General features: G+C 57.7%; 17 protein-coding genes and 1 tRNA gene. 16 read left to right on the top strand and 2 right to left on the bottom strand.

All coding sequences use genetic code 11. The features are described 5' to 3' along the window. On the top strand, positions 1 to 839 hold an 839-nt coding region (locus ACI3K0_RS29465; RefSeq protein WP_404946879.1), incomplete at its 5' end, for an elongation factor Tu. A gap of 138 nt (positions 840 to 977) precedes the next feature. On the opposite strand, the gene ACI3K0_RS29460 is transcribed toward ACI3K0_RS29465, so the two are convergent. Beyond that, positions 978 to 2,282 (bottom strand): capsule biosynthesis protein, encoded by a 1,305-nt coding sequence (locus ACI3K0_RS29460; protein WP_183830501.1) that lies wholly within the window; start codon positions 2,280 to 2,282, stop codon positions 978 to 980. A gap of 255 nt (positions 2,283 to 2,537) precedes the next feature. Here ACI3K0_RS29460 and ACI3K0_RS29455 point away from each other — a divergent pair, with 255 nt between their 5' ends. The 11 genes from ACI3K0_RS29455 to ACI3K0_RS29405 all read left to right on the top strand — a co-directional run bounded on the left by ACI3K0_RS29455 (position 2,538) and on the right by ACI3K0_RS29405 (position 17,596). Continuing rightward, positions 2,538 to 3,830 (top strand): capsular biosynthesis protein, encoded by a 1,293-nt coding sequence (locus tag ACI3K0_RS29455; protein WP_343062704.1) that lies wholly within the window; start codon positions 2,538 to 2,540, stop codon positions 3,828 to 3,830. Between the two features lie 114 nt (positions 3,831 to 3,944). Further along, positions 3,945 to 4,020, top strand: a tRNA-Trp gene (locus ACI3K0_RS29450). Between the two features lie 189 nt (positions 4,021 to 4,209). After that, entirely contained in the window at positions 4,210 to 4,410 is a 201-nt protein-coding gene (secE, locus tag ACI3K0_RS29445; RefSeq protein ID WP_112459118.1) for a preprotein translocase subunit SecE, read from the top strand. 15 nt (positions 4,411 to 4,425) lie between these two features. Further along, a complete protein-coding gene (gene nusG / locus ACI3K0_RS29440) occupies positions 4,426 to 4,956 on the top strand; it encodes a transcription termination/antitermination protein NusG (protein WP_148148081.1) in 531 nt (176 codons plus the stop codon). Between the two features lie 170 nt (positions 4,957 to 5,126). Next, a complete protein-coding gene (gene rplK / locus ACI3K0_RS29435) occupies positions 5,127 to 5,558 on the top strand; it encodes a 50S ribosomal protein L11 (protein ID WP_112459116.1) in 432 nt (143 codons plus the stop codon). A 1-nt stretch (position 5,559) separates the two neighbouring features. After that, positions 5,560 to 6,258 carry a 50S ribosomal protein L1 gene (gene rplA / locus ACI3K0_RS29430; RefSeq protein WP_148148080.1) on the top strand — a complete coding sequence of 233 codons (699 nt, stop codon included), beginning with the start codon at positions 5,560 to 5,562 and terminating at the stop codon, positions 6,256 to 6,258. Positions 6,259 to 6,638: 380 nt separating this feature from the next. Beyond that, positions 6,639 to 7,157: a 50S ribosomal protein L10 gene (gene rplJ, locus ACI3K0_RS29425; protein WP_148148079.1), complete on the top strand. Its 519-nt coding sequence runs from the start codon at positions 6,639 to 6,641 to the stop codon at positions 7,155 to 7,157. A 57-nt stretch (positions 7,158 to 7,214) separates the two neighbouring features. Continuing rightward, positions 7,215 to 7,592, top strand: coding sequence for a 50S ribosomal protein L7/L12 (rplL, locus tag ACI3K0_RS29420; protein WP_148148078.1), 378 nt, complete (start codon positions 7,215 to 7,217; stop codon positions 7,590 to 7,592). A gap of 251 nt (positions 7,593 to 7,843) precedes the next feature. After that, on the top strand, positions 7,844 to 11,983 hold the full coding sequence (rpoB, locus tag ACI3K0_RS29415; RefSeq protein ID WP_148148077.1) for a DNA-directed RNA polymerase subunit beta: 4,140 nt from the start codon (positions 7,844 to 7,846) through the stop codon (positions 11,981 to 11,983). A 180-nt stretch (positions 11,984 to 12,163) separates the two neighbouring features. After that, entirely contained in the window at positions 12,164 to 16,372 is a 4,209-nt protein-coding gene (gene rpoC / locus ACI3K0_RS29410) for a DNA-directed RNA polymerase subunit beta' (protein ID WP_183830490.1), read from the top strand. Between the two features lie 162 nt (positions 16,373 to 16,534). Beyond that, positions 16,535 to 17,596: a cytochrome-c peroxidase gene (locus ACI3K0_RS29405; protein WP_183830487.1), complete on the top strand. Its 1,062-nt coding sequence runs from the start codon at positions 16,535 to 16,537 to the stop codon at positions 17,594 to 17,596. A gap of 104 nt (positions 17,597 to 17,700) precedes the next feature. Here ACI3K0_RS29405 and ACI3K0_RS29400 read toward each other — a convergent pair whose 3' ends face one another. Next, on the bottom strand, positions 17,701 to 17,991 hold the full coding sequence (locus ACI3K0_RS29400) for a transcriptional regulator (RefSeq protein WP_148148074.1): 291 nt from the start codon (positions 17,989 to 17,991) through the stop codon (positions 17,701 to 17,703). A 483-nt stretch (positions 17,992 to 18,474) separates the two neighbouring features. Here ACI3K0_RS29400 and rpsL point away from each other — a divergent pair, with 483 nt between their 5' ends. The 4 genes from rpsL to ACI3K0_RS29380 form a co-directional block, all read left to right on the top strand. Beyond that, positions 18,475 to 18,846, top strand: a complete 372-nt coding sequence (gene rpsL, locus ACI3K0_RS29395; protein ID WP_003547537.1) for a 30S ribosomal protein S12 — start codon at positions 18,475 to 18,477, stop codon at positions 18,844 to 18,846. Between the two features lie 87 nt (positions 18,847 to 18,933). Continuing rightward, positions 18,934 to 19,404: a 30S ribosomal protein S7 gene (rpsG, locus tag ACI3K0_RS29390; RefSeq protein ID WP_148148073.1), complete on the top strand. Its 471-nt coding sequence runs from the start codon at positions 18,934 to 18,936 to the stop codon at positions 19,402 to 19,404. A gap of 33 nt (positions 19,405 to 19,437) precedes the next feature. Then, positions 19,438 to 21,537, top strand: coding sequence for an elongation factor G (gene fusA, locus ACI3K0_RS29385; RefSeq protein WP_148148072.1), 2,100 nt, complete (start codon positions 19,438 to 19,440; stop codon positions 21,535 to 21,537). A gap of 93 nt (positions 21,538 to 21,630) precedes the next feature. Beyond that, a partial coding sequence (locus ACI3K0_RS29380; RefSeq protein ID WP_262928001.1) for a GTP-binding protein occupies positions 21,631 to 21,755 on the top strand: 125 nt, incomplete at its 3' end.

Genomic DNA, 21,755 nt, shown 5'->3' with positions numbered 1-21,755 from the left:
AGCACATCCTGCTTGCTCGTCAGGTTGGCGTTCCGGCTCTGGTCGTGTTCCTCAACAAGGTCGACCAGGTTGACGACGAAGAACTGCTCGAGCTCGTCGAGCTCGAAGTTCGCGAACTGCTGTCGTCTTACGACTTCCCGGGTGACGACGTTCCGGTCATCAAGGGTTCTGCTCTTGCTGCTCTTGAAGATTCGAACAAGAAGATCGGCGAAGACGCCGTTCGCGAACTGATGGCAGCGGTTGACGCCTACATCCCGACGCCTGAGCGTCCGATCGACCAGCCGTTCCTGATGCCGATCGAAGACGTGTTCTCGATTTCGGGTCGTGGTACGGTTGTGACCGGTCGCGTCGAGCGCGGCATCGTCAAGGTTGGTGAAGAAGTCGAAATCGTCGGCATCCGCGCCACCTCGAAGACGACGGTTACCGGCGTTGAAATGTTCCGCAAGCTGCTCGATCAGGGTCAGGCCGGCGACAACATCGGCGCACTGGTTCGCGGCGTTGACCGTAACGGCGTTGAGCGTGGCCAGATTCTGTGCAAGCCGGGCTCTGTCAAGCCGCACAAGAAGTTCATGGCTGAAGCCTACATCCTGACGAAGGAAGAAGGCGGCCGTCATACGCCGTTCTTCACCAACTACCGTCCGCAGTTCTACTTCCGCACGACGGACGTGACCGGTATCGTTTCTCTGCCGGAAGGCACGGAAATGGTTATGCCTGGCGACAACGTCACGGTTGCTGTTGAACTGATCGTTCCGATCGCGATGGAAGAAAAGCTGCGCTTCGCTATCCGCGAAGGCGGCCGTACCGTCGGCGCAGGCATCGTCGCCTCGATCATCGAGTAATCGATAATCACCTGAATTGAGAAAGGCCTCGCTGGAAACAGCGAGGCCTTTTTTTCGTTCGGTATTGTAGACGTTGAAAAGCGTTCATCCCGAAACGCGATATGTGCACGCCGGGCGCGGATAAAAGGTATTGAAAAGCTAGCGGGGCTGCTCCGGAAAAAGCTCTCGCTCGTAACGGAAAACGCCCCGGTCTCTCTGTTTGCGCAGGCTCTCCGGCAGCCTCTCGTCGGGCTCAAGCAGCCGCGAAGCGACATTGTCCGCTCCCGTGTTGAGCGCATCGCGCCCGATAAAGCCGCCGCGAACCTGCGTGGTGGCGGATAGCGCGCGCATGAAGGCGTCGAACAGATCCGGATCGGGCAGGGGTGGTCGCCTCCAGAAATCGGCCAGGGCTGCTTGAGATGTGAGACCGTCGACATCGTAGATCGCAGCGCCGAGCGCGATAACCGGACGGTTAAAAGCGAGTGCCGTGAGCCCCACTGTGGAGTTGACGGTGACGACGCCCGCCGATCGCTCGATCAGGCTGTCGGTATTCCCCCCATCGGCCACGAAGACCCGGTCACCTACATTCAGTCGCGAGGCAGCGTCGCCAATCCGTTGGGGCCAGCGTGAAAGACCGTTATCGATCGGGTGGACCTTGAACAGGAGCCGGGTTTCTTCGGGAGCATATCTGGCGAAAGACGCAATCACGGCCTCGACGATTGCAGATAAGTCACTGCCCGGTGAGTGCTTGATTATCTGGTAGTCACCGGGCAATTGCAGCGGAAACAGAAAGAAACGGGCGTCCGCACCAGTCGCCAGCCGGGTAGATGCTGCGATAGCCTGTTCAGCCTGTCTTCGTCTTTTACCGGCGAATAGTCCCTTCCAGATCCAGCCGCTATATTCGATGACGGGGTGGGCCGCGCCATGGGTTCTGTAGTGGCGGTGGAGGAGGGGGCCGACCAGCACATTGGGAACATGATAGGCGAGATCGTAAAGCGCGTAGGTCAGGAAGCTTGATCGGAACAGGCCGCCGCGCGCCACGGGCGGCACGCCGTCGGCTAGAACCCTGATCGCCTCCGGTTCCTGCGGAAAACGCGAATGAGCCGACATGCCGTCCGGCTCGACCGTCAACCAGTCCGGCCGCAGATAGCCATGCTCGACAATATGTATCCTGACGCCCAGAGCCTGGCCGATTTCAGCGGCAGCCGCGTGATAATCACGGCCGTCACCGAGCATGACGATGTCTGTCACTGAGTGGTGATGTGTGAATGCCTCAAGATAATCGGGCCACTCGCTCTTTTCTCCGCGAAAGAAGGCGCCTCTTTTCGGCCACCAGAAAACCATATCGCCTAGGCAGAAATTGATGCGCAAAACGCGCGCGCCCTTAGCTTCCAGCCTGTCCGCGACAAGTCGGAAAAACGGCGAGGCGGGGCCTTGAAGGAAAAGAAAGGTGCGGTTCTTCATGTCACAGTGCTTACGCGAAATTAACGGGCTGAAACCGTATTTGCATTGACGGCGGTATGGGTTTGGTGAGAATTCCAGCAACCTAACGACGAATAGCTGAATCTCACTGCTTTGTGTGGCCGATTTCTCGGTACCTCGAAGTTTAGAAGGCATTGATCGCGTATGACCAAAGTTCTTTTTCTGCAAGGTCCTCCGTCGGTTTTCTGGCGCGAGCTCTCCCAAGGGTTCGAAGCCAGGGGCGTGGAGACGAGGAGAGTGAACTTCTCCTTCGGTGATCAGGTCTACTGGTTCAAGCGCGGAGCGATCAACTACCGCGGAACTTTGAAGGCATGGCCGCGCTATCTTGCAGCGCTTCTGAAGCGGGAAGGCATCACCGACATTCTTTATTATGCGGATCGGTTGCCATATCACCGGCTTGCCGCGCGTGTCGCGCGGCGCCTTGGTGTGCGCTGTCACGCCGTGGAATTCGGTTATCTCCGACCTGACTGGATCACGCTTGAGCGTGACGGCATGGGGCGTTTCTCTCATTTTCCGAACGATCCGGACCGTATTCGCCAGATCGCCGCGAAGGTGGCCGATCCGGATTTGAAGAACCGCTATCCGCATACATTCGGGCAGGAGGCGACCAACGAGGTAATCTATAATCTGGTCGCCTATTTCGGCCGGATGATGTTTCCCTTTTATCGCTCCGACAAATATTACGACCCGTTGTTCGACTACCTATCCTGGCTGCCGCGCATGTTCCGCGAGAGGCACGATTTGCCGGAGGGGTATTTCGACGACAAGCTGAAGCGCAACTATCTGCTCGCGCTCCAGCTCCAGAGCGATTACCAGATCAGGGCGAATTCGCCCTATAGGCATATTTCGCAGATGCTGGATCAGGTCATGCAGTCGTTTGCGCGCCACGCGCCCGAAAACGGCCGGCTGATCATCAAGCAGCATCCGCTCGATAATGATCTTGAGAACTGGCGCAAGGTCGTTGCTGAACTTGCCGCCAAATATCGGATCGAAAATCGTGTCGCCTTTATCGAGAAAGGCAATCTTGCGGAAATCCTGCGCGAGTGCCACGGTTCCATCGTGGTCAATTCCACGACAGGTCTTCACAGTCTGCGGGCAGACGTCCCTACCATCGTCCTGGGTGCTGCTGTCTTCGATATACCCGGACTGACGCATCAGGGTGGACTGGATGTATTCTGGCGGCATCCCGAGCGAATCGACCGAAGCCTTCTGGCTTGCTTCATCAAGGCGCTGGCCGGTGCGATCCAGATAAAGGGTAATTTCTATCATTCCGAAGGTCGCAAGCTCGGTATTTCGACAATCGTCGATCGAGTGATAGGGCAACTCGTGAATGAGCCGGATGCCTATGTCGCGCAGCCGCCTCGTTTGGCGTGGAAGCGCCTGCCGCTTACCAATGAGCGCAAGGGGGTGACTGCTGTTTTGCCGGGGGCGATGGATATTGCCGGCAGCGATATTCTCGGCGGCGCCGAGCCCGCTTTCGCGACGGTTCGTGCTGTAGATGCCGGCGATCGGCGCGGCGATGCATATTGAACATGTCGGAAACGAAAAAACATACTTGCCAAGTGGGGCAACGCACCGTAAAGGGAGCGCCTAGCTTAAAGACGACGCGGAATCGAATGTGATTTTTGAAGTCGGATAGGGCGAAGGGGTATAGCTCAGTTGGTAGAGCGGCGGTCTCCAAAACCGCAGGTCGTCGGTTCAAGCCCGGCTGCCCCTGCCACTCAATAAAGCTCGTTAGGCTGGGTGATTGATCCGCCGGAGCTGTGCCGAGTGGATCGGCGAAATTTAATCGAACATTGTTTTTCCTCTTGTGCAAAGGGGAGGCGGTGTTTATGTAGGGAAAAACAGACACGCGGTGCGTGGGGCTGAGCGAGTTCGGCTTTACGTGCCGTAATTGCGTGGAAAATCGATGGCATCCAAAACCAATCCGGTCACGTTCTTTAAGCAAGTTCGTTCCGAAGGTCTGAAAATCACTTGGCCGTCCCGCCGCGAGACTGCGATCTCCACGGCTATGGTTCTGGTTATGGTTGTCTTTGCTGCCCTGTTTTTCTTCGCGGCGGATCAGTTGATGGGCTGGCTTTTGCGCCTGATCCTGAACGTCAGCGTTTAAAACTGGAGAGTGAAGATGGCGGCACGCTGGTATATCGTCCACGCATATTCGAACTTCGAGAAGAAGGTCGCAGACGACATCGAGAACAAGGCTCGCCAGAAGGGGCTTGAGCATCTGTTCGAAAGGATTCTCGTTCCGACTGAAAAGGTGACGGAAGTGCGTCGCGGCCGCAAGGTCGACAGCGAGCGCAAGTTCTTCCCGGGTTACGTGCTCGTTCGTGCAAACCTGACGGATGAGGCCTATCACCTGATCAAGAATACGCCCAAGGTTACGGGCTTCCTCGGTTCCGACAATAAGCCGGTTCCGATCCCGGATTTCGAAGCCGAGCGTATCCTCGGTCAGGTCCAGGAAGGCGTAGAGCGTCCGAAGTCCTCGATCTCGTTCGAGATTGGCGAGCAGGTTCGCGTTTCGGATGGTCCTTTCGCATCGTTCAACGGTGTCGTTCAGGATGTCGACGAGGAGCGTGCGCGCCTCAAGGTCGAAGTATCGATCTTCGGTCGCGCAACCCCGGTCGAGCTGGAATACGCTCAGGTCGAGAAGGTCTGATTTCAAGTTGGGGCCCGCATGTCGGGCCTCGCGCGGTGAAAGCCGCGAACCGCGTGGAAGGTGAGAAGTCTTAGCCGGGCTCCAATGATCCGAACCACGCAACCGCAGCCGCCGGAGAAATCCGGCAAGTTGGGTCGGGAAACCGCCCCGTTAGTGAAAGGCAGAGAGATATGGCTAAGAAAGTAGCAGGCCAGCTCAAGCTTCAGGTCAAGGCAGGATCGGCAAACCCGTCCCCGCCGATCGGCCCGGCGCTTGGTCAGCGTGGCATCAACATCATGGAATTCTGCAAGGCGTTCAATGCCGCCACGCAGGAAATGGAAAAAGGTATGCCGATCCCGGTCGTCATCACCTATTACCAGGACAAGTCCTTCACCTTCGTCATGAAGCAGCCGCCGGTTTCTTACTGGCTGAAGAAGGAAGCGAAGATCACCTCCGGTTCCAAGACGCCTGGTAAGGGCGGCAAGGCCGGTACTCTCACCAAGGCTCAGATCAAGTCGATCGCCGAAGCCAAGATGAAGGATCTCAACGCTGCCGATATCGAAGGCGCAATGGCCATGATCGAGGGTTCTGCCCGCGCCATGGGTCTGGAAGTGGTGGCTTAATATGGCAAAGCTTGCAAAGCGTATTCAGAAGATCCGCGAAGGCGTTGATCCGACCAAGCTCGTAGCCCTTTCCGACGCCATTTCGATGGTCAAGGAACGCGCAACCGCCAAGTTCGACGAGACCGTTGAAATCGCAATGAACCTCGGCGTTGACCCGCGTCATGCCGACCAGATGGTTCGTGGCGTTGTCAACCTGCCGAACGGCACTGGCCGCGACGTTCGCGTTGCCGTCTTCGCACGTGGCGCCAAGGCTGATGAAGCCAAGGCTGCAGGCGCAGACATCGTCGGCGCAGAAGACCTGCTGGAAATCGTCCAGGGCGGCAAGATCGACTTCGATCGTTGCATTGCAACCCCGGACATGATGCCGCTCGTCGGTCGCCTCGGTAAGGTTCTCGGCCCGCGTGGCATGATGCCGAACCCGAAGGTTGGTACGGTTACGATGGACGTCACGGGTGCCGTCAAGGCTTCCAAGGGTGGCGCTGTTGAATTCCGCGTCGAAAAGGCCGGTATCGTTCACGCTGGCATCGGCAAGGCTTCCTTCGACGCCAAGGCGCTCGAAGAAAACATCAAGGCCTTCGCTGACGCCGTCATCAAGGCAAAGCCGGCTGGCGCCAAGGGTAACTACGTCAAGCGCGTAGCGATCTCCTCGACCATGGGTCCAGGCGTCAAGATCGACCCGTCGTCGGTTACTGCTGCTTAATGACTGAATTTCCGAAGCTCAGAGTTTTCTCTGGGCTTCGGTCGCATGAATTCCCAACCCTGAAGGGCCAATCCTGAGGGGGAGGGGATTTCCGGAGAAATCCGGAATTCCTGTCCGAGATTGCGGGTGGCTGAAATCCTTGTTGATGATGCCTTAATCGAATGACCTGCATGAGACGGGTAAGAACCCAGAATTTGGAAGTGCGTATAGCGCTTCAATATTCGGTTCGAGCCTAGTGTGCCTTGTGCCTGAAGCCTTTGGTTTCAGTGCGGGGGGACAGGATCCTCAACCGCCGCTTACGGTCTCTCCGGAGATCGTCTGAGGCAAAGGCAACCCGGTGGGACTTGCAGGATTGCGGTCCTACCAACTGGAGACAGACAGTGGAAAGAGCGGAAAAGCGCGAATTTGTCACGGAGCTGAACGAAGTCTTCAAGGCTTCTGGTTCGGTTGTCGTGGCCCACTATGCTGGTGTCACAGTCGCACAGATGAACGATTTTCGTTCGAAGATGCGCGCTGCTGGCGGCACCGTCAAAGTCGCGAAGAACCGTCTGGCCAAGATCGCTCTTCAGGGCACGGAATCCGAATCGATGTCTGACCTGTTCAAGGGTCAGACGCTCATCGCTTACAGCGATGATCCGATTACGGCTCCGAAGGTCGTCATGGATTTCGCCAAGACCAACGACAAGATCGTTGTTCTCGGTGGTGCCATGGGCGCGACCTCGCTGAATGCGGATGCAGTCAAGTCGCTTGCGACCCTGCCTTCGCTGGACGAACTGCGTGCAAAGCTGGTGGGTATGATTCAGACCCCGGCAACCCGCATCGCAGGCGTCGTACAGGCACCGGCAAGTCAGCTTGCTCGCGTGTTTGCAGCCTATGCCAAGAAGGACGAAGCCGCGTAAGGCGGAACTTCGCTGTTTATTTAAAACCAGTTCGAACCGAACAGAAGGAACTACAAAATGGCTGATCTCGCAAAGATCGTTGAAGACCTCTCGGCCCTGACCGTCCTGGAAGCTGCTGAGCTTTCCAAGCTTCTCGAAGAAAAGTGGGGCGTTTCCGCTGCTGCTCCGGTAGCAGTTGCTGCTGCTGGCGGCGCTGGCGCACCGGCTGCTGCTGAAGAAGAAAAGACCGAGTTCGACGTTATCCTGGTTGACGCTGGCGCCAACAAGATCAACGTCATCAAGGAAGTCCGCGCCATCACCGGTCTCGGCCTCAAGGAAGCCAAGGACCTGGTCGAAGGCGCTCCGAAGGCTGTCAAGGAAGCTGTTTCCAAGGCTGAAGCCGCTGACCTCAAGAAGAAGCTTGAAGAAGCCGGCGCTAAGGTCGACGTCAAGTAATACTGGAATGTGGCGGGGGAGAGCCTATCTCTCTCCCGTCCGTTTCTTTTCGAACTTATTACCCAGGATCCGTATGAAAACGGGTCCTGGGTAATGGGTTCTCAAGAGGATGGTCCCCACCGAAGTGCTAGGCAATCCGGCTTAGGGTTTCGGCAAGCGGGACGAGATTGAGAAACCATGTTCGATGGTATATCGGTTGGCCTCCGATAGCCGTCCGTTGCAGGCCCGGATGCAATTTTGAAGGAGCGACGATGGCTCAGCAGACCCTTTCGTTTAATGGTCGCAGGCGCGTACGCAAGTTTTTTGGTAAGATCCCCGAAGTCACGGAAATGCCGAACCTCATCGAGGTTCAGAAGGCATCCTATGACCAATTCCTGATGGTAGAAGAGCCCAAGGGCGGCCGTCCGGACGAAGGCCTGAATGCGGTCTTCAAGTCCGTCTTCCCGATCACGGATTTCTCCGGCGCTTCGATGCTCGAGTTCGTTTCCTACGAATTCGACCCGCCGAAGTTCGACGTCGAGGAATGCCGTCAGCGCGACCTGACCTACGCAGCTCCCCTGAAGGTGACGCTGCGCCTCATCGTATTCGATATTGACGAGGATACGGGCGCGAAGTCCATCAAGGACATCAAGGAACAGTCTGTCTACATGGGCGACATGCCGCTCATGACGGATAACGGTACGTTCATCGTCAACGGCACCGAACGCGTTATCGTGTCCCAGATGCACCGTTCGCCGGGCGTCTTCTTCGACCACGACAAGGGCAAGAGCCATTCTTCCGGCAAGCTGCTCTTCGCGGCTCGCGTCATCCCGTATCGCGGTTCCTGGCTCGATATCGAATTCGACGCCAAGGACATCGTTTTTGCCCGTATCGACCGTCGCCGCAAGATCCCGGTATCTTCGCTGCTGATGGCACTCGGCATGGACGGCGAAGAAATCCTGTCGACCTTCTACACGAAGTCGAACTATGAGCGTTCCGGCGACGGCTGGCGCATTCCGTTCCAGGCCGAGACGCTCAAGGGCGCCAAGGCTCTGTCGGAAATGGTCGACGCCGATACTGGCGAAGTCGTCGTTGAAGCCGGCAAGAAGCTGACCCCGCGTCTGCTCCGTCAGCTGACCGAAAAGGGCCTCAAGGCCTTGAAGGCCACCGACGAAGACCTTTACGGCAACTACCTCGCTGAAGACATCGTCAACTACTCGACCGGTGAGATCTATCTCGAAGCCGGCGACGAAATCGACGAGAAGACTCTGCCGATCATCCTCGAAGCTGGCTTTGACGAGATCCCGGTTCTCGGCATCGATCACATCAATATCGGCGCCTACATCCGCAACACGCTTGCGGCTGACAAGAACGAGAACCGTCAGGACGCTCTGTTCGACATCTACCGCGTCATGCGTCCGGGTGAGCCGCCGACCATGGAATCCGCGGAAGCCATGTTCAACTCGCTGTTCTTCGACGCAGAGCGCTACGACCTCTCGGCCGTTGGTCGCGTCAAGATGAACATGCGTCTCGACCTGCAGGTCGAAGATACCGTTCGCGTTTTGCGCAAGGACGACATCCTGGCCGTGGTCAAGATGCTGGTCGAGTTGCGTGACGGCAAGGGCGAAATCGACGACATCGACAACCTCGGCAACCGCCGTGTTCGTTCGGTCGGCGAGCTGATGGAAAACCAGTACCGTCTCGGCCTGCTCCGTATGGAGCGCGCGATCAAGGAACGCATGTCGTCGATCGAGATCGACACCGTCATGCCGCAGGACCTGATCAACGCCAAGCCGGCTGCTGCTGCCGTTCGCGAATTCTTCGGCTCCTCGCAGCTGTCGCAGTTCATGGACCAGGTGAACCCGCTTTCGGAAATCACCCACAAGCGCCGTCTTTCGGCTCTTGGACCGGGTGGTCTGACCCGTGAGCGCGCAGGCTTCGAAGTCCGCGACGTTCATCCGACCCACTACGGCCGTATTTGCCCGATCGAAACGCCGGAAGGCCCGAACATCGGTCTGATCAACTCGCTGGCAACCTTCGCCCGCGTCAACAAGTACGGCTTCATTGAATCGCCGTACCGCAAGATCGTTGACGGCGTCGTCACCAAGGACGTGATCTACCTCTCCGCCATGGAAGAGGCCAAGTATTACGTGGCTCAGGCCAATTCCGAGCTGACGGCTGAAGGCGCTTTCGTTGAAGAGTTCGTGGTTTGCCGTCATGCCGGCGAAGTCATGCTGTCTCCGCGCGACACCATCAACCTGATGGACGTTTCGCCGAAGCAGCTGGTTTCGGTTGCTGCCGCTCTGATCCCATTCCTCGAAAACGACGACGCCAACCGCGCCCTCATGGGCTCGAACATGCAGCGTCAGGCCGTTCCGCTGGTTCGCGCCGAAGCTCCGTTCGTCGGCACCGGCATGGAACCGGTCGTTGCCCGTGACTCCGGTGCGGCGATCGCTGCCCGTCGTGGCGGCGTGGTCGACCAGGTCGATGCGACGCGTATCGTTATCCGCGCTACGGAAGATCTCGATGCCGGCAAGTCCGGTGTTGACATTTACCGCCTGCAGAAGTTCCAGCGCTCCAACCAGAACACCTGCGTCAACCAGCGTCCGCTGGTCGCCGTCGGCGACGTTCTGAACCGCGGTGACATCATCGCTGACGGTCCGTCCACGGATCTCGGTGACTTGGCACTCGGCCGCAACGCGCTCGTCGCGTTCATGCCTTGGAACGGCTACAACTACGAAGACTCGATCCTGATGTCGGAACGCATCGTCGCTGACGACGTGTTCACCTCCATCCACATCGAAGAATTCGAAGTTGCTGCCCGCGACACGAAGCTTGGTCCGGAAGAAATCACGCGTGACATTCCGAACGTTTCGGAAGAAGCGCTGAAGAATCTCGACGAAGCCGGTATCGTCTACATCGGTGCGGAAGTTGCTCCTGGCGACATCCTCGTCGGCAAGATCACGCCGAAGGGCGAAAGCCCGATGACGCCGGAAGAAAAGCTTCTGCGCGCCATCTTCGGTGAAAAGGCTTCCGACGTCCGCGACACGTCCATGCGCATGCCTCCGGGCACGTTCGGCACGATCGTCGAAGTTCGCGTCTTCAATCGTCACGGCGTCGAGAAGGACGAACGTGCGATGGCGATCGAGCGTGAGGAAATCGAACGCCTCGCCAAGGACCGCGACGACGAACAGGCGATCCTCGACCGTAACGTCTACAGCCGTCTGGTCGACATGCTGCGTGGACAGATGTCGGTTGCCGGTCCGAAGGGCTTCAAGAAGGGCGTCGAACTTTCCAACGCCGTCGTCTCCGAATACCCCCGCTCGCAGTGGTGGATGTTCGCAGTCGAAGACGAGAAGGTTCAGGGCGAGATCGAAGCTCTGCGCGGCCAGTACGATGAGTCCAAGTCGCTGCTCGAGCATCGCTTCATGGACAAGGTTGAAAAGGTCCAGCGCGGCGACGAAATGCCTCCGGGCGTCATGAAGATGGTCAAGGTCTTCGTCGCTGTGAAGCGCAAGATCCAGCCGGGCGACAAGATGGCCGGCCGTCACGGTAACAAGGGCGTTGTCTCGCGTATCGTGCCTGTCGAAGACATGCCGTTCCTCGAAGACGGAACGCACGTCGACATCTGCTTGAACCCGCTCGGTGTTCCGTCGCGTATGAACGTCGGTCAGATCCTCGAAACCCACCTTGCCTGGGCTTGCGCCGGCATGGGTAAGAAGATCGGCGAGATGCTCGACGAGTATCGCAAGACCATGGACATCAGCAACCTGAAGACTGTCCTGACGGACGTGTACTCCAGTGAGGCGAAGGACGAAGTGGCACACTTCGACGACGACGCGCTCGTCAAGCTTGCCGAACAGTCCCGCAAGGGCGTCTCCATAGCAACACCGGTCTTCGACGGTGCGCATGAGCCGGACGTTGCTGCGATGCTGAAGAAGGCAGGCCTGCACGAAAGCGGTCAGTCGGTTCTGTACGATGGTCGTACCGGCGAGCCCTTCGACCGTAAGGTCACCGTCGGCTACATGTACATGATCAAGCTGAACCACCTCGTGGACGACAAGATCCACGCGCGTTCGATCGGCCCGTACTCGCTCGTCACCCAGCAGCCGCTCGGTGGTAAGGCGCAGTTCGGCGGCCAGCGCTTCGGGGAAATGGAAGTCTGGGCTCTGGAAGCCTATGGCGCAGCCTACACCCTGCAGGAAATGCTGACCGTGAAGTCGGACGACGTGGCCGGCCGTACCAAGGTCTACGAGGCGATCGTCCGTGGCGACGACACGTTCGAGGCGGGCATTCCGGAGAGCTTCAACGTTCTCGTCAAGGAAATGCGCTCGCTCGGTCTGTCGGTCGAGCTGGAAAACTCGAAGGTCGAGTTGCCAGCCGAAGGTCAGCTGCCGGACGCAGCCGAATAATCGTCAAGGAGGCGCGCGCTGTCTGCGCGCGCCGCTCCCTGCACCGGTTCCCGCCGGGTGTCGGGGAAAGTTTTGCCGCATTTTGCGGCTAGCACCGTACTGACGTGACAGACCATCCATCGCGGGAAACAGGATGGTACCGTCGCAAGCCGAGGGCTCTTTGCCCCAAAGGAGATAGGCATGAACCAAGAGGTCATGAACCTTTTCAATCCGCAGATGCCTGCGCAGCACTTTGACTCGATCCGTATTTCGATCGCGTCGCCCGAGAAGATTCTCTCCTGGTCCTATGGCGAAATCAAAAAGCCGGAGACCATCAACTACCGTACGTTCAAGCCGGAACGTGACGGTCTTTTCTGCGCGCGTATCTTCGGTCCCATCAAGGACTACGAATGCCTGTGCGGCAAGTACAAGCGCATGAAGTACAAGGGCATCATCTGCGAAAAGTGCGGCGTCGAAGTTACGCTGTCGCGCGTTCGCCGTGAGCGCATGGGCCATATCGAGCTCGCCGCTCCGGTCGCCCATATCTGGTTCCTGAAGTCGCTTCCTTCGCGCATCTCGACCCTGCTCGACATGACGCTGAAGGATGTCGAGCGCGTTCTCTATTTCGAGAACTACATCGTCACCGAGCCGGGCCTGACCGCTCTCAAGGAGAACCAGCTTCTCTCCGAAGAAGAGTACATGCTCGCCATCGACGAATATGGTGAAGACCAGTTCACGGCGATGATCGGTGCGGAAGCCATCTACGAGATGCTCGCTTCGATGAACCTCGAAAAGATCGCCGGCGACCTGCGTGCGGAACTTGCTGAAACGACTTCTGAACTGAAGCAGAAGAAGTTCATGAAGCGCCTGAAGATCGTCGAGAACTTCATCGAATCCGGCAACCGCCCGGAATGGATGATCATGAAGGTCGTTCCGGTCATCCCGCCGGACCTGCGTCCGCTGGTTCCGCTTGATGGCGGCCGTTTCGCGACGTCCGACCTCAACGATCTGTACCGCCGCGTCATCAACCGTAACAACCGTCTGAAGCGCCTGATCGAACTGCGCGCTCCGGGCATCATCATCCGTAACGAAAAGCGCATGCTGCAGGAATCTGTAGACGCGCTGTTCGACAACGGCCGCCGTGGCCGCGTCATCACCGGCGCCAACAAGCGTCCGCTGAAGTCGCTGTCCGACATGCTCAAGGGCAAGCAGGGCCGCTTCCGTCAGAACCTTCTCGGCAAGCGCGTCGACTATTCCGGTCGTTCGGTCATCGTGACTGGTCCGGAACTGAAGCTGCACCAGTGCGGCCTGCCGAAGAAGATGGCGCTCGAACTGTTCAAGCCGTTCATCTACGCCCGTCTTGACGCCAAGGGCTTCTCGTCCACCGTCAAGCAGGCCAAGAAGCTGGTCGAAAAGGAAAAGCCGGAAGTCTGGGATATCCTCGACGAGGTTATCCGCGAGCATCCGGTTCTCTTGAACCGCGCACCGACGCTGCACCGCCTGGGCATCCAGGCCTTCGAACCGACCCTGGTCGAAGGCAAGGCCATCCAGCTGCATCCGCTCGTCTGCACGGCCTTCAACGCCGACTTCGACGGTGACCAGATGGCCGTTCACGTGCCGCTGTCGCTCGAAGCTCAGCTCGAAGCCCGCGTCCTGATGATGTCGACGAACAATATCCTGCATCCGGCAAACGGTGCACCGATCATCGTTCCGTCGCAGGACATGGTTCTCGGCCTGTATTACCTGTCGATCATGAACGAGCGCGAGCCGGGCGAAGGCATGGCCTTTTCCGACATGGGCGAACTGCACCATGCGCTGGAAAACAAGGTCGTCACGCTGCATTCGAAGATCAAGGGTCGTTTCAAGACCATGGATGCCGACGGCAAGTTGGTTTCCAAGATCTATGACACGACGCCTGGCCGTCTGATCATTGGCGAGCTTCTGCCGAAGAACGTCAACGTGCCGTTCGAGACCTGCAACCAGGAAATGACCAAGAAGAACATCTCCAAGATGATCGACACGGTCTACCGTCATTGCGGTCAGAAGGACACGGTCATATTCTGCGACCGGATCATGCAGCTCGGCTTTACTCATGCTTGCCGCGCCGGCATTTCGTTCGGCAAGGACGACATGATCATCCCGGATTCCAAGGAGAAGATCGTCGGTGATACCGAGGCTCTCGTTAAGGAATACGAGCAGCAGTACAATGACGGCCTGATCACTCAGGGCGAAAAGTACAACAAGGTCGTCGACGCCTGGGGCAAGGCAACCGAAAAGGTCGCCGAAGACATGATGGCCCGCATTAAGGCTGTCGAATTCGACGCCGAGACCGGTCGCCAGAAGCCGATGAACGCGATCTACATGATGTCCCACTCGGGTGCCCGTGGTTCTCCGAACCAGATGCGCCAGCTGGGCGGCATGCGCGGCCTGATGGCGAAGCCGTCGGGTGAAATCATCGAGACCCCGATCATCTCGAACTTTAAGGAAGGCCTGACCGTTAACGAGTACTTCAACTCGACCCACGGTGCCCGTAAGGGTCTGGCAGACACCGCCTTGAAGACGGCAAACTCCGGTTACCTGACCCGTCGTCTCGTCGACGTTGCCCAGGACTGCATCGTCAACCTCGTGGATTGCGGCACTGAAAACGGCCTCACCATGACTGCCATCGTCGATGCTGGTCAGGTTGTTGCTTCGATCGGCGCTCGCGTTCTCGGACGTACGGCTCTCGACAACATCGATCACCCGGTCACGGGCGATCGTATCGTCGACGCCGGCAGGATGATCCTCGAGCCGGATGTCATCGAAATCGAGAAGGCTGGCATCCAGTCGATCCGCATTCGCTCCGCACTGACCTGCGAAGTTCAGACGGGCGTCTGCTCGGTCTGCTACGGCCGTGACCTTGCTCGCGGTACGCCGGTCAACATGGGCGAAGCAGTCGGCGTTATCGCTGCTCAGTCTATCGGCGAGCCGGGCACGCAGCTGACCATGCGTACGTTCCACCTTGGTGGTACGGCAAACGTGGTCGACCAGTCGTTCCTGGAAGCATCGTATGAAGGTACGATCCTGATCAAGAACCGCAACATGCTGCGGAACTCGGAAAACGTTCTCGTCGCCATGGGCCGTAACATGGCCATCACCATTCTCGACGAACGTGGTGTCGAGCGTTCCTCGCAGCGCGTCGCTTACGGTTCTAAGATCCATGTTGATGACGGCGACAAGGTTCGTCGCGGTCAGCGTCTGGCAGAGTGGGATCCGTATACACGCCCGATGATGACGGAAGTCGCCGGTACGGTTCAGTTCGAGGATGTCGTCGACGGCATCTCGGTTCTGGAATCGACCGACGAATCTACCGGCATCACCAAGCGTCAGGTTATCGACTGGCGTTCGACGCCGCGCGGTGCGGATCTCAAGCCGGCAATCGTCATCAAGGACGCTTCCGGTGCGATCATGAAGCTGTCGCGTGGTGGTGAGGCCCGTTTCAACCTGTCGGTTGAAGCAATCCTCTCCGTCGAACCGGGCCAGAAGATCGCCCAGGGCGACGTGCTTGCACGTATCCCGATGGAAAGCGCCAAGACCAAGGACATCACCGGTGGTCTGCCGCGCGTCGCAGAACTGTTCGAAGCACGTCGTCCGAAGGACCACGCTATCATCGCTGAAATCGATGGTACGATCCGCCTCGGCCGCGACTACAAGAACAAGCGTCGCGTCATGATCGAGCCGGCCGAAGATGGTGTCGAACCGGTCGAATACCTGATCCCGAAGGGCAAGCCCTTCCATCTTCAGGATGGCGACTACATCGAAAAGGGTGACTACATCCTCGACGGCAATCCTGCGCCGCACGACATTCTGGCGATCAAGGGCGTGGAAGCACTCGCTTCCTACCTCGTGAACGAAATCCAGGAAGTCTACCGTCTGCAGGGCGTTGTCATCAACGACAAGCACATCGAAGTCATCGTCCGTCAGATGCTTCAGAAGGTCGAAATCACCGATGCCGGCGACAGCCAGTACATCGTCGGTGATAATGTCGACCGCATCGAGCTTGAAGATGCCAACGACGCGCTGATCGAAGAAGGCAAGAAGCCTGCCTATGGCGAGCCGGTTCTGCTCGGCATCACCAAGGCATCGCTGCAGACGCCGTCCTTCATCTCGGCTGCATCCTTCCAGGAAACCACCAAGGTTCTCACAGAAGCTGCAATCGCCGGCAAGATCGACACGCTGCAGGGCCTGAAGGAAAACGTCATCGTCGGCCGCCTGATCCCGGCTGGTACAGGTGGTACCATGACCCAGATCCGTCGTATCGCAACCACGCGCGACGACTTGATCCTAGACGAGCGTAAGAAGGGCACTGGTGCAGACTCGGCAACGCCGATGCTGCAGAACCTGAACCCGGAGAAAACGCCTGCCGAATAAGGCAGGCGAGGGGGATTTCCTCCCGTTTTCGCGACGCATTCAAAAACGCCCGGAGCAATCCGGGCGTTTTTATTTTGACTAATTCTAAAGTGTTGATCGAAGACAAGGCATCAATTTGGAGCCGTTCTAAGCTTCTCGCATTCGATGATGATGGAGGCTCGAATGAAAAAGCTAATGACGTCCGTCGCTGCCTGTCTGCTTCTGGCAACGACCGCTTATGCTGCCGATCTCAATCCTGCGGAACTGAGGCAACAGGCGCAGGAACTGTTCAAGCCATTGCCTTCGACTGTTCCGGCGGTGAAGGGCAACAAGATCACGGCGGAAAAGATCGCGCTCGGCAAGGCGCTCTTCTTTGACCCGCGCATGTCTGCATCCGGCGTCTTTTCCTGCAATTCCTGCCATAATCTGGCGACCGGCGGCGACGACAATCTCGAAACTTCGATCGGTCACGGTTGGCAGAAGGGACCGCGTAACTCTCCTACGGTCTTCAACGCGGTCTTTAATATCGCCCAGTTCTGGGACGGACGGGCGGAAGATCTCAAGGCTCAGGCAAAAGGCCCGGTTCAGGCGGGTGTCGAAATGGCCAATACGCCCGGCCAGGTGGTCGCAACCCTGAAATCCATGCCGCGATATGTAGAGTGGTTCAAGGCGGCATTCCCCGGCGATGCGGATCCGGTGACATTCGATAATTTCGCCATGGCGATCGAAGCCTTCGAGGCTACGCTGATAACACCGGCACCGTTCGATTCATTCCTCAATGGTGATGATGATGCATTGACCGCAGAGGCAAGGCAGGGCCTGCAGCTTTTCATGGACAAGGGCTGCGCATCCTGCCATGCGGGCATCAATGTGGGCGGGGAGGGCTATTATCCGTTTGGTCTGATCGAGAAGCCAGGCGCCGATGTTCTTCCTGAAAATGACAAAGGTCGCTTTGCGGTGACAAATACGGCTGACGACAGTTACGTCTTCCGCGCCGCGCCACTTCGTAACATTGCGCTTACCGCGCCTTATTTCCATTCCGGCAAGGTCTGGGGTCTAAAGCAGGCTGTGGCAATCATGGGTACGGCGCAGTTAGGTGAAAAGCTGGAAGGCAACGACGTCGATCTGATCGTCGCGTTTCTGGAAAGCCTGACGGGTAGGGCGCCAGATGTGACCTACCCGGTTCTACCTGCAGAAACGGCAACAACGCCTAAGCCGGCCAGTCAGATAATACCGGTCAAGTAGGCTGGGGAGACGAGAAACTTTCCCGCATGGGGCAAAGGCCGTGCCGAAACAGGAGCGGCCTTTATCCCAGGAGGTCGGACATCTGCTGTGGGGTGATAGTGCCCTTAGTCGAAACGGATGATCGCGACTTCGCCCTCCAGGGCGCCTTGATAGGCCGAAGCATGTGGTTCTTCCGGCGGTTCGTCCTGGAGCACGCCGATCTGATCGAGATCTGCTTCCAGAAAACCTTCCTCAGAAAGGGCATTCAACGCGTCTCTCACAGCGGTATCGTCATCGGGCGCACGCAGCATGATGTGGAGTTCGATACCTTCGCCCCCCTTCGTCTCATAGGCTTTGCCAATGATGATGAAGATCATCGGGTCGTCGGTATTGTCGTTGTCTGCGGGTGAAATCATGATATTCTCCTGAATGGGCCTTCATAAGGGAAGATCGTCCCGTCTGAAAAGTTCCCGGTTTCAATAGACGTCTCGACTGCGATTCCCAAACACAATCGCGACTCGGTTCCAATATCGATATGCCGACTGCTGCCGCGCTGATGAAAACCCCGCAAAACCGGCGCCTGAACCATTATTTTGGGGCCGACCCTTGACGCAGAAGGGTTAAGACAGTAAACGCCCGGCATCGGAAGCCATGTGAGACTCGTGCGTCCGGGATTAATCTATTCCGGAACTCGTCTCAAACAGGCTCCTAAAACGCACGTAGACTATATGAATGCTGCACGCACGACGCATGAATAATGCGTCCTCTGTCTTCCGTGGTCCATCCGAAAACGGGATCGGGCCACGTTTGTGTATGAGGAAAGTGCGTGTTGCCGCCGGAAACGGCATCTCGATGGTCCCGAAAGGGGCTTTGAAGAAGATTTTGCAAGGGATGGGTATATGCCTACCGTAAACCAGCTGATCCGTAAGCCGCGTCAGGCCAACGTAAAGCGCAATAAGGTTCCTGCTCTGCAGGAAAACCCGCAGAAGCGCGGCGTTTGCACGCGCGTCTACACCACGACCCCGAAGAAGCCGAACTCGGCTCTGCGTAAGGTCGCCAAGATTCGCCTCACCAATGGCTTCGAAGTCATCGGCTACATTCCGGGTGAAGGTCACAACCTGCAGGAACACTCTGTCGTCATGATCCGTGGCGGCCGCGTAAAGGACTTGCCGGGCGTTCGTTACCACATCATCCGCGGCGTTCTCGATACCCAGGGTGTCAAGAACCGTAAGCAGCGTCGTTCGAAGTACGGTGCAAAGCGTCCGAAGTAATCCTTCGGACTTTGACTTTATCAATCCGGCGCTGCGCGAGGTTCTCCGCGTGATAAAGCGCCCGTAACGTTTAGAGACGAGATTAGTATGTCCAGACGCCATCGTGCAGAAAAGCGTGAGATCAACCCGGACCCGAAGTTCGGCGATCTGATCGTCACCAAGTTCATGAATGCCATCATGCTCCACGGCAAGAAGTCCGTAGCTGAAAGCATTGTTTACGGCGCATTTGACGCTGTGCAGGGCAAGGCCAAGTCTGACCCGCTTGCAATCTTCCATTCGGCGCTCGACAATGTCGCGCCGCATGTTGAAGTTCGCTCGCGTCGTGTTGGTGGTGCTACTTACCAGGTTCCGGTTGACGTGCGTCCGGAACGCCGCCAGGCCCTCGCAATTCGCTGGCTGATCACTGCAGCCCGCAAGCGCAACGAAACTACCATGATCGATCGTCTGTCGGGCGAACTCATGGATGCCGCAAACAACCGTGGCTCGGCCGTCAAGAAGCGTGAAGACACGCATAAGATGGCAGACGCGAACCGCGCATTCTCGCACTATCGCTGGTAATCTTAACCGATCGAATTTCGAAAGGCAGTCATTATGGCTCGCGAATATAAAATCGAAGACTACCGCAACTTCGGTATCATGGCGCATATCGACGCCGGCAAGACCACGACCACCGAGCGTATCCTTTACTACACCGGTAAGTCGCACAAGATCGGCGAAGTCCATGACGGCGCTGCCACCATGGACTGGATGGAGCAGGAGCAGGAGCGTGGCATCACGATCACGTCCGCTGCCACCACGACCTTCTGGAAGGGCCGTGACGGCAAGATGCGCCGCTTCAACATCATCGACACCCCCGGCCACGTCGACTTCACCATCGAAGTCGAACGTTCGCTGCGCGTTCTCGACGGTGCTGTTGCCCTTCTCGATGCCAACGCCGGCGTAGAGCCGCAGACGGAAACCGTCTGGCGTCAGGCTGAGAAGTACAACGTTCCGCGCATGATCTTCTGCAACAAGATGGACAAGACCGGCGCGGACTTCTACCGCTCGGTTGAAATGATCAAGACGCGTCTTGGCGCCACCGCAGTTGTCATGCAGCTCCCGATCGGTGCAGAAACCGAATTCAAGGGCGTTGTCGACCTGATCGAGATGAACGCGCTCGTATGGCGCGATGAGTCCCTGGGCGCTGCCTGGGACGTTGTCGAGATCCCGGAAGACCTGAAGGAAAAGGCTGCCGAATATCGCGAAAAGCTGATCGAGACCGTTGTCGAGATCGACGAAGAAGCGATGGAAGCATACCTGAACGGCGATCTGCCGGACAACGACAAGATTCGCGCCCTGGTTCGCCGCGGCACGATCGACGTCAAGTTCCACCCGATGTTCTGCGGTACCGCGTTCAAGAACAAGGGCGTTCAGCCGCTTCTCGACGCAGTCGTCGATTATCTGCCGTCGCCGGTCGATATTCCGGCCATCAAGGGCATCGACTTCAAGACCGAAGAAGAAATCGAACGTCATGCTGACGATGCCGAGCCTCTCTCGATGCTCGCGTTCAAGATCATGAACGACCCCTTCGTCGGTTCGCTGACCTTCGCACGCATCTATTCCGGCAAGCTCGAAAAGGGTTCGTCGGTCATCAACACGGTCAAGGACAAGCGCGAGCGCGTCGGCCGTATGCTGCAGATGCACTCGAACTCCCGTGAAGACATCGAAGAAGCCTTTGCAGGCGACATCGTTGCTCTGGCCGGCCTTAAGGAAACCACTACTGGCGATACGCTCTGCGATCCGCTGAAGCCGGTTATCCTCGAGCGCATGGAATTCCCGGAACCGGTCATCCAGATCGCGATCGAGCCGAAGTCCAAGGGCGACCAGGAAAAGATGGGCCTCGCGCTCAACCGCCTGGCTGCTGAAGACCCGTCGTTCCGCGTTAAGACCGACCAGGAATCCGGCCAGACGATCATCGCCGGCATGGGCGAACTTCACCTCGACATTCTCGTCGACCGTATGCGTCGCGAGTTCAAGGTTGAAGCCAACGTCGGTGCTCCGCAGGTTGCCTACCGCGAAACCATCACGCGTCAGCACGAAGAAGACTACACGCACAAGAAGCAGTCCGGTGGTACCGGTCAGTTCGCGCGCGTCAAGATCATCTTCGAACCGAATCCGGAAGGCGAAGAGTTCAAGTTCGAATCCAAGATCGTCGGTGGTGCTGTTCCGAAGGAATACATCCCGGGCGTTCAGAAGGGTATCGAAAGCGTTCTCTCTTCCGGTCCGCTGGCTGGCTTCCCGATGCTCGGCGTCAAGGCTACCCTCATCGATGGTGCCTTCCACGACGTCGACTCCTCGGTCCTCGCCTTCGAAATCGCATCGCGTGCCTGCTTCCGTGAAGCAGCCAAGAAGGCCGGCGCTCAGCTGCTCGAGCCGATGATGAAGGTCGAAGTTGTAACGCCGGAAGATTACGTCGGTGACGTTATCGGCGATCTGAACTCGCGTCGTGGCCAGATCCAGGGCCAGGAACAGCGCGGCATCGCGATCGTTATCAACGCTCACGTTCCGCTGGCGAACATGTTCAAGTACGTCGACAACCTGCGCTCCATGTCCCAGGGCCGCGCGCAGTACTCGATGACCTTCGATCACTACGCACCGGTTCCGTCGAACGTCGCAACCGAAATCCAGGCGAAGTATTCCGGTCAGAAGTAATCGGAATACCCACACTGAATACGCCCCGGTCTCGAACCGGGGCGACAACAAGAATTTAGCCCTCAAGGGCTTGTACAAGATGGAGAGCCTGCAATGGCAAAGAGCAAGTTTGAGCGCAATAAGCCTCACGTCAACATCGGCACGATCGGTCACGTTGACCACGGCAAGACGTCTTTGACGGCTGCGATCACGAAGTTTTTCGGTGAATTCAAGGCGTA

This window comes from Rhizobium sp. ZW T2_16, assembly GCF_044987325.1.
Classification (GTDB): Bacteria; Pseudomonadota; Alphaproteobacteria; order Rhizobiales; family Rhizobiaceae; genus Neorhizobium; species Neorhizobium cellulosilyticum.
Note: the sequence above shows the minus strand (reverse complement) of the source record. Positions and strands in the feature narration are given on the sequence as shown.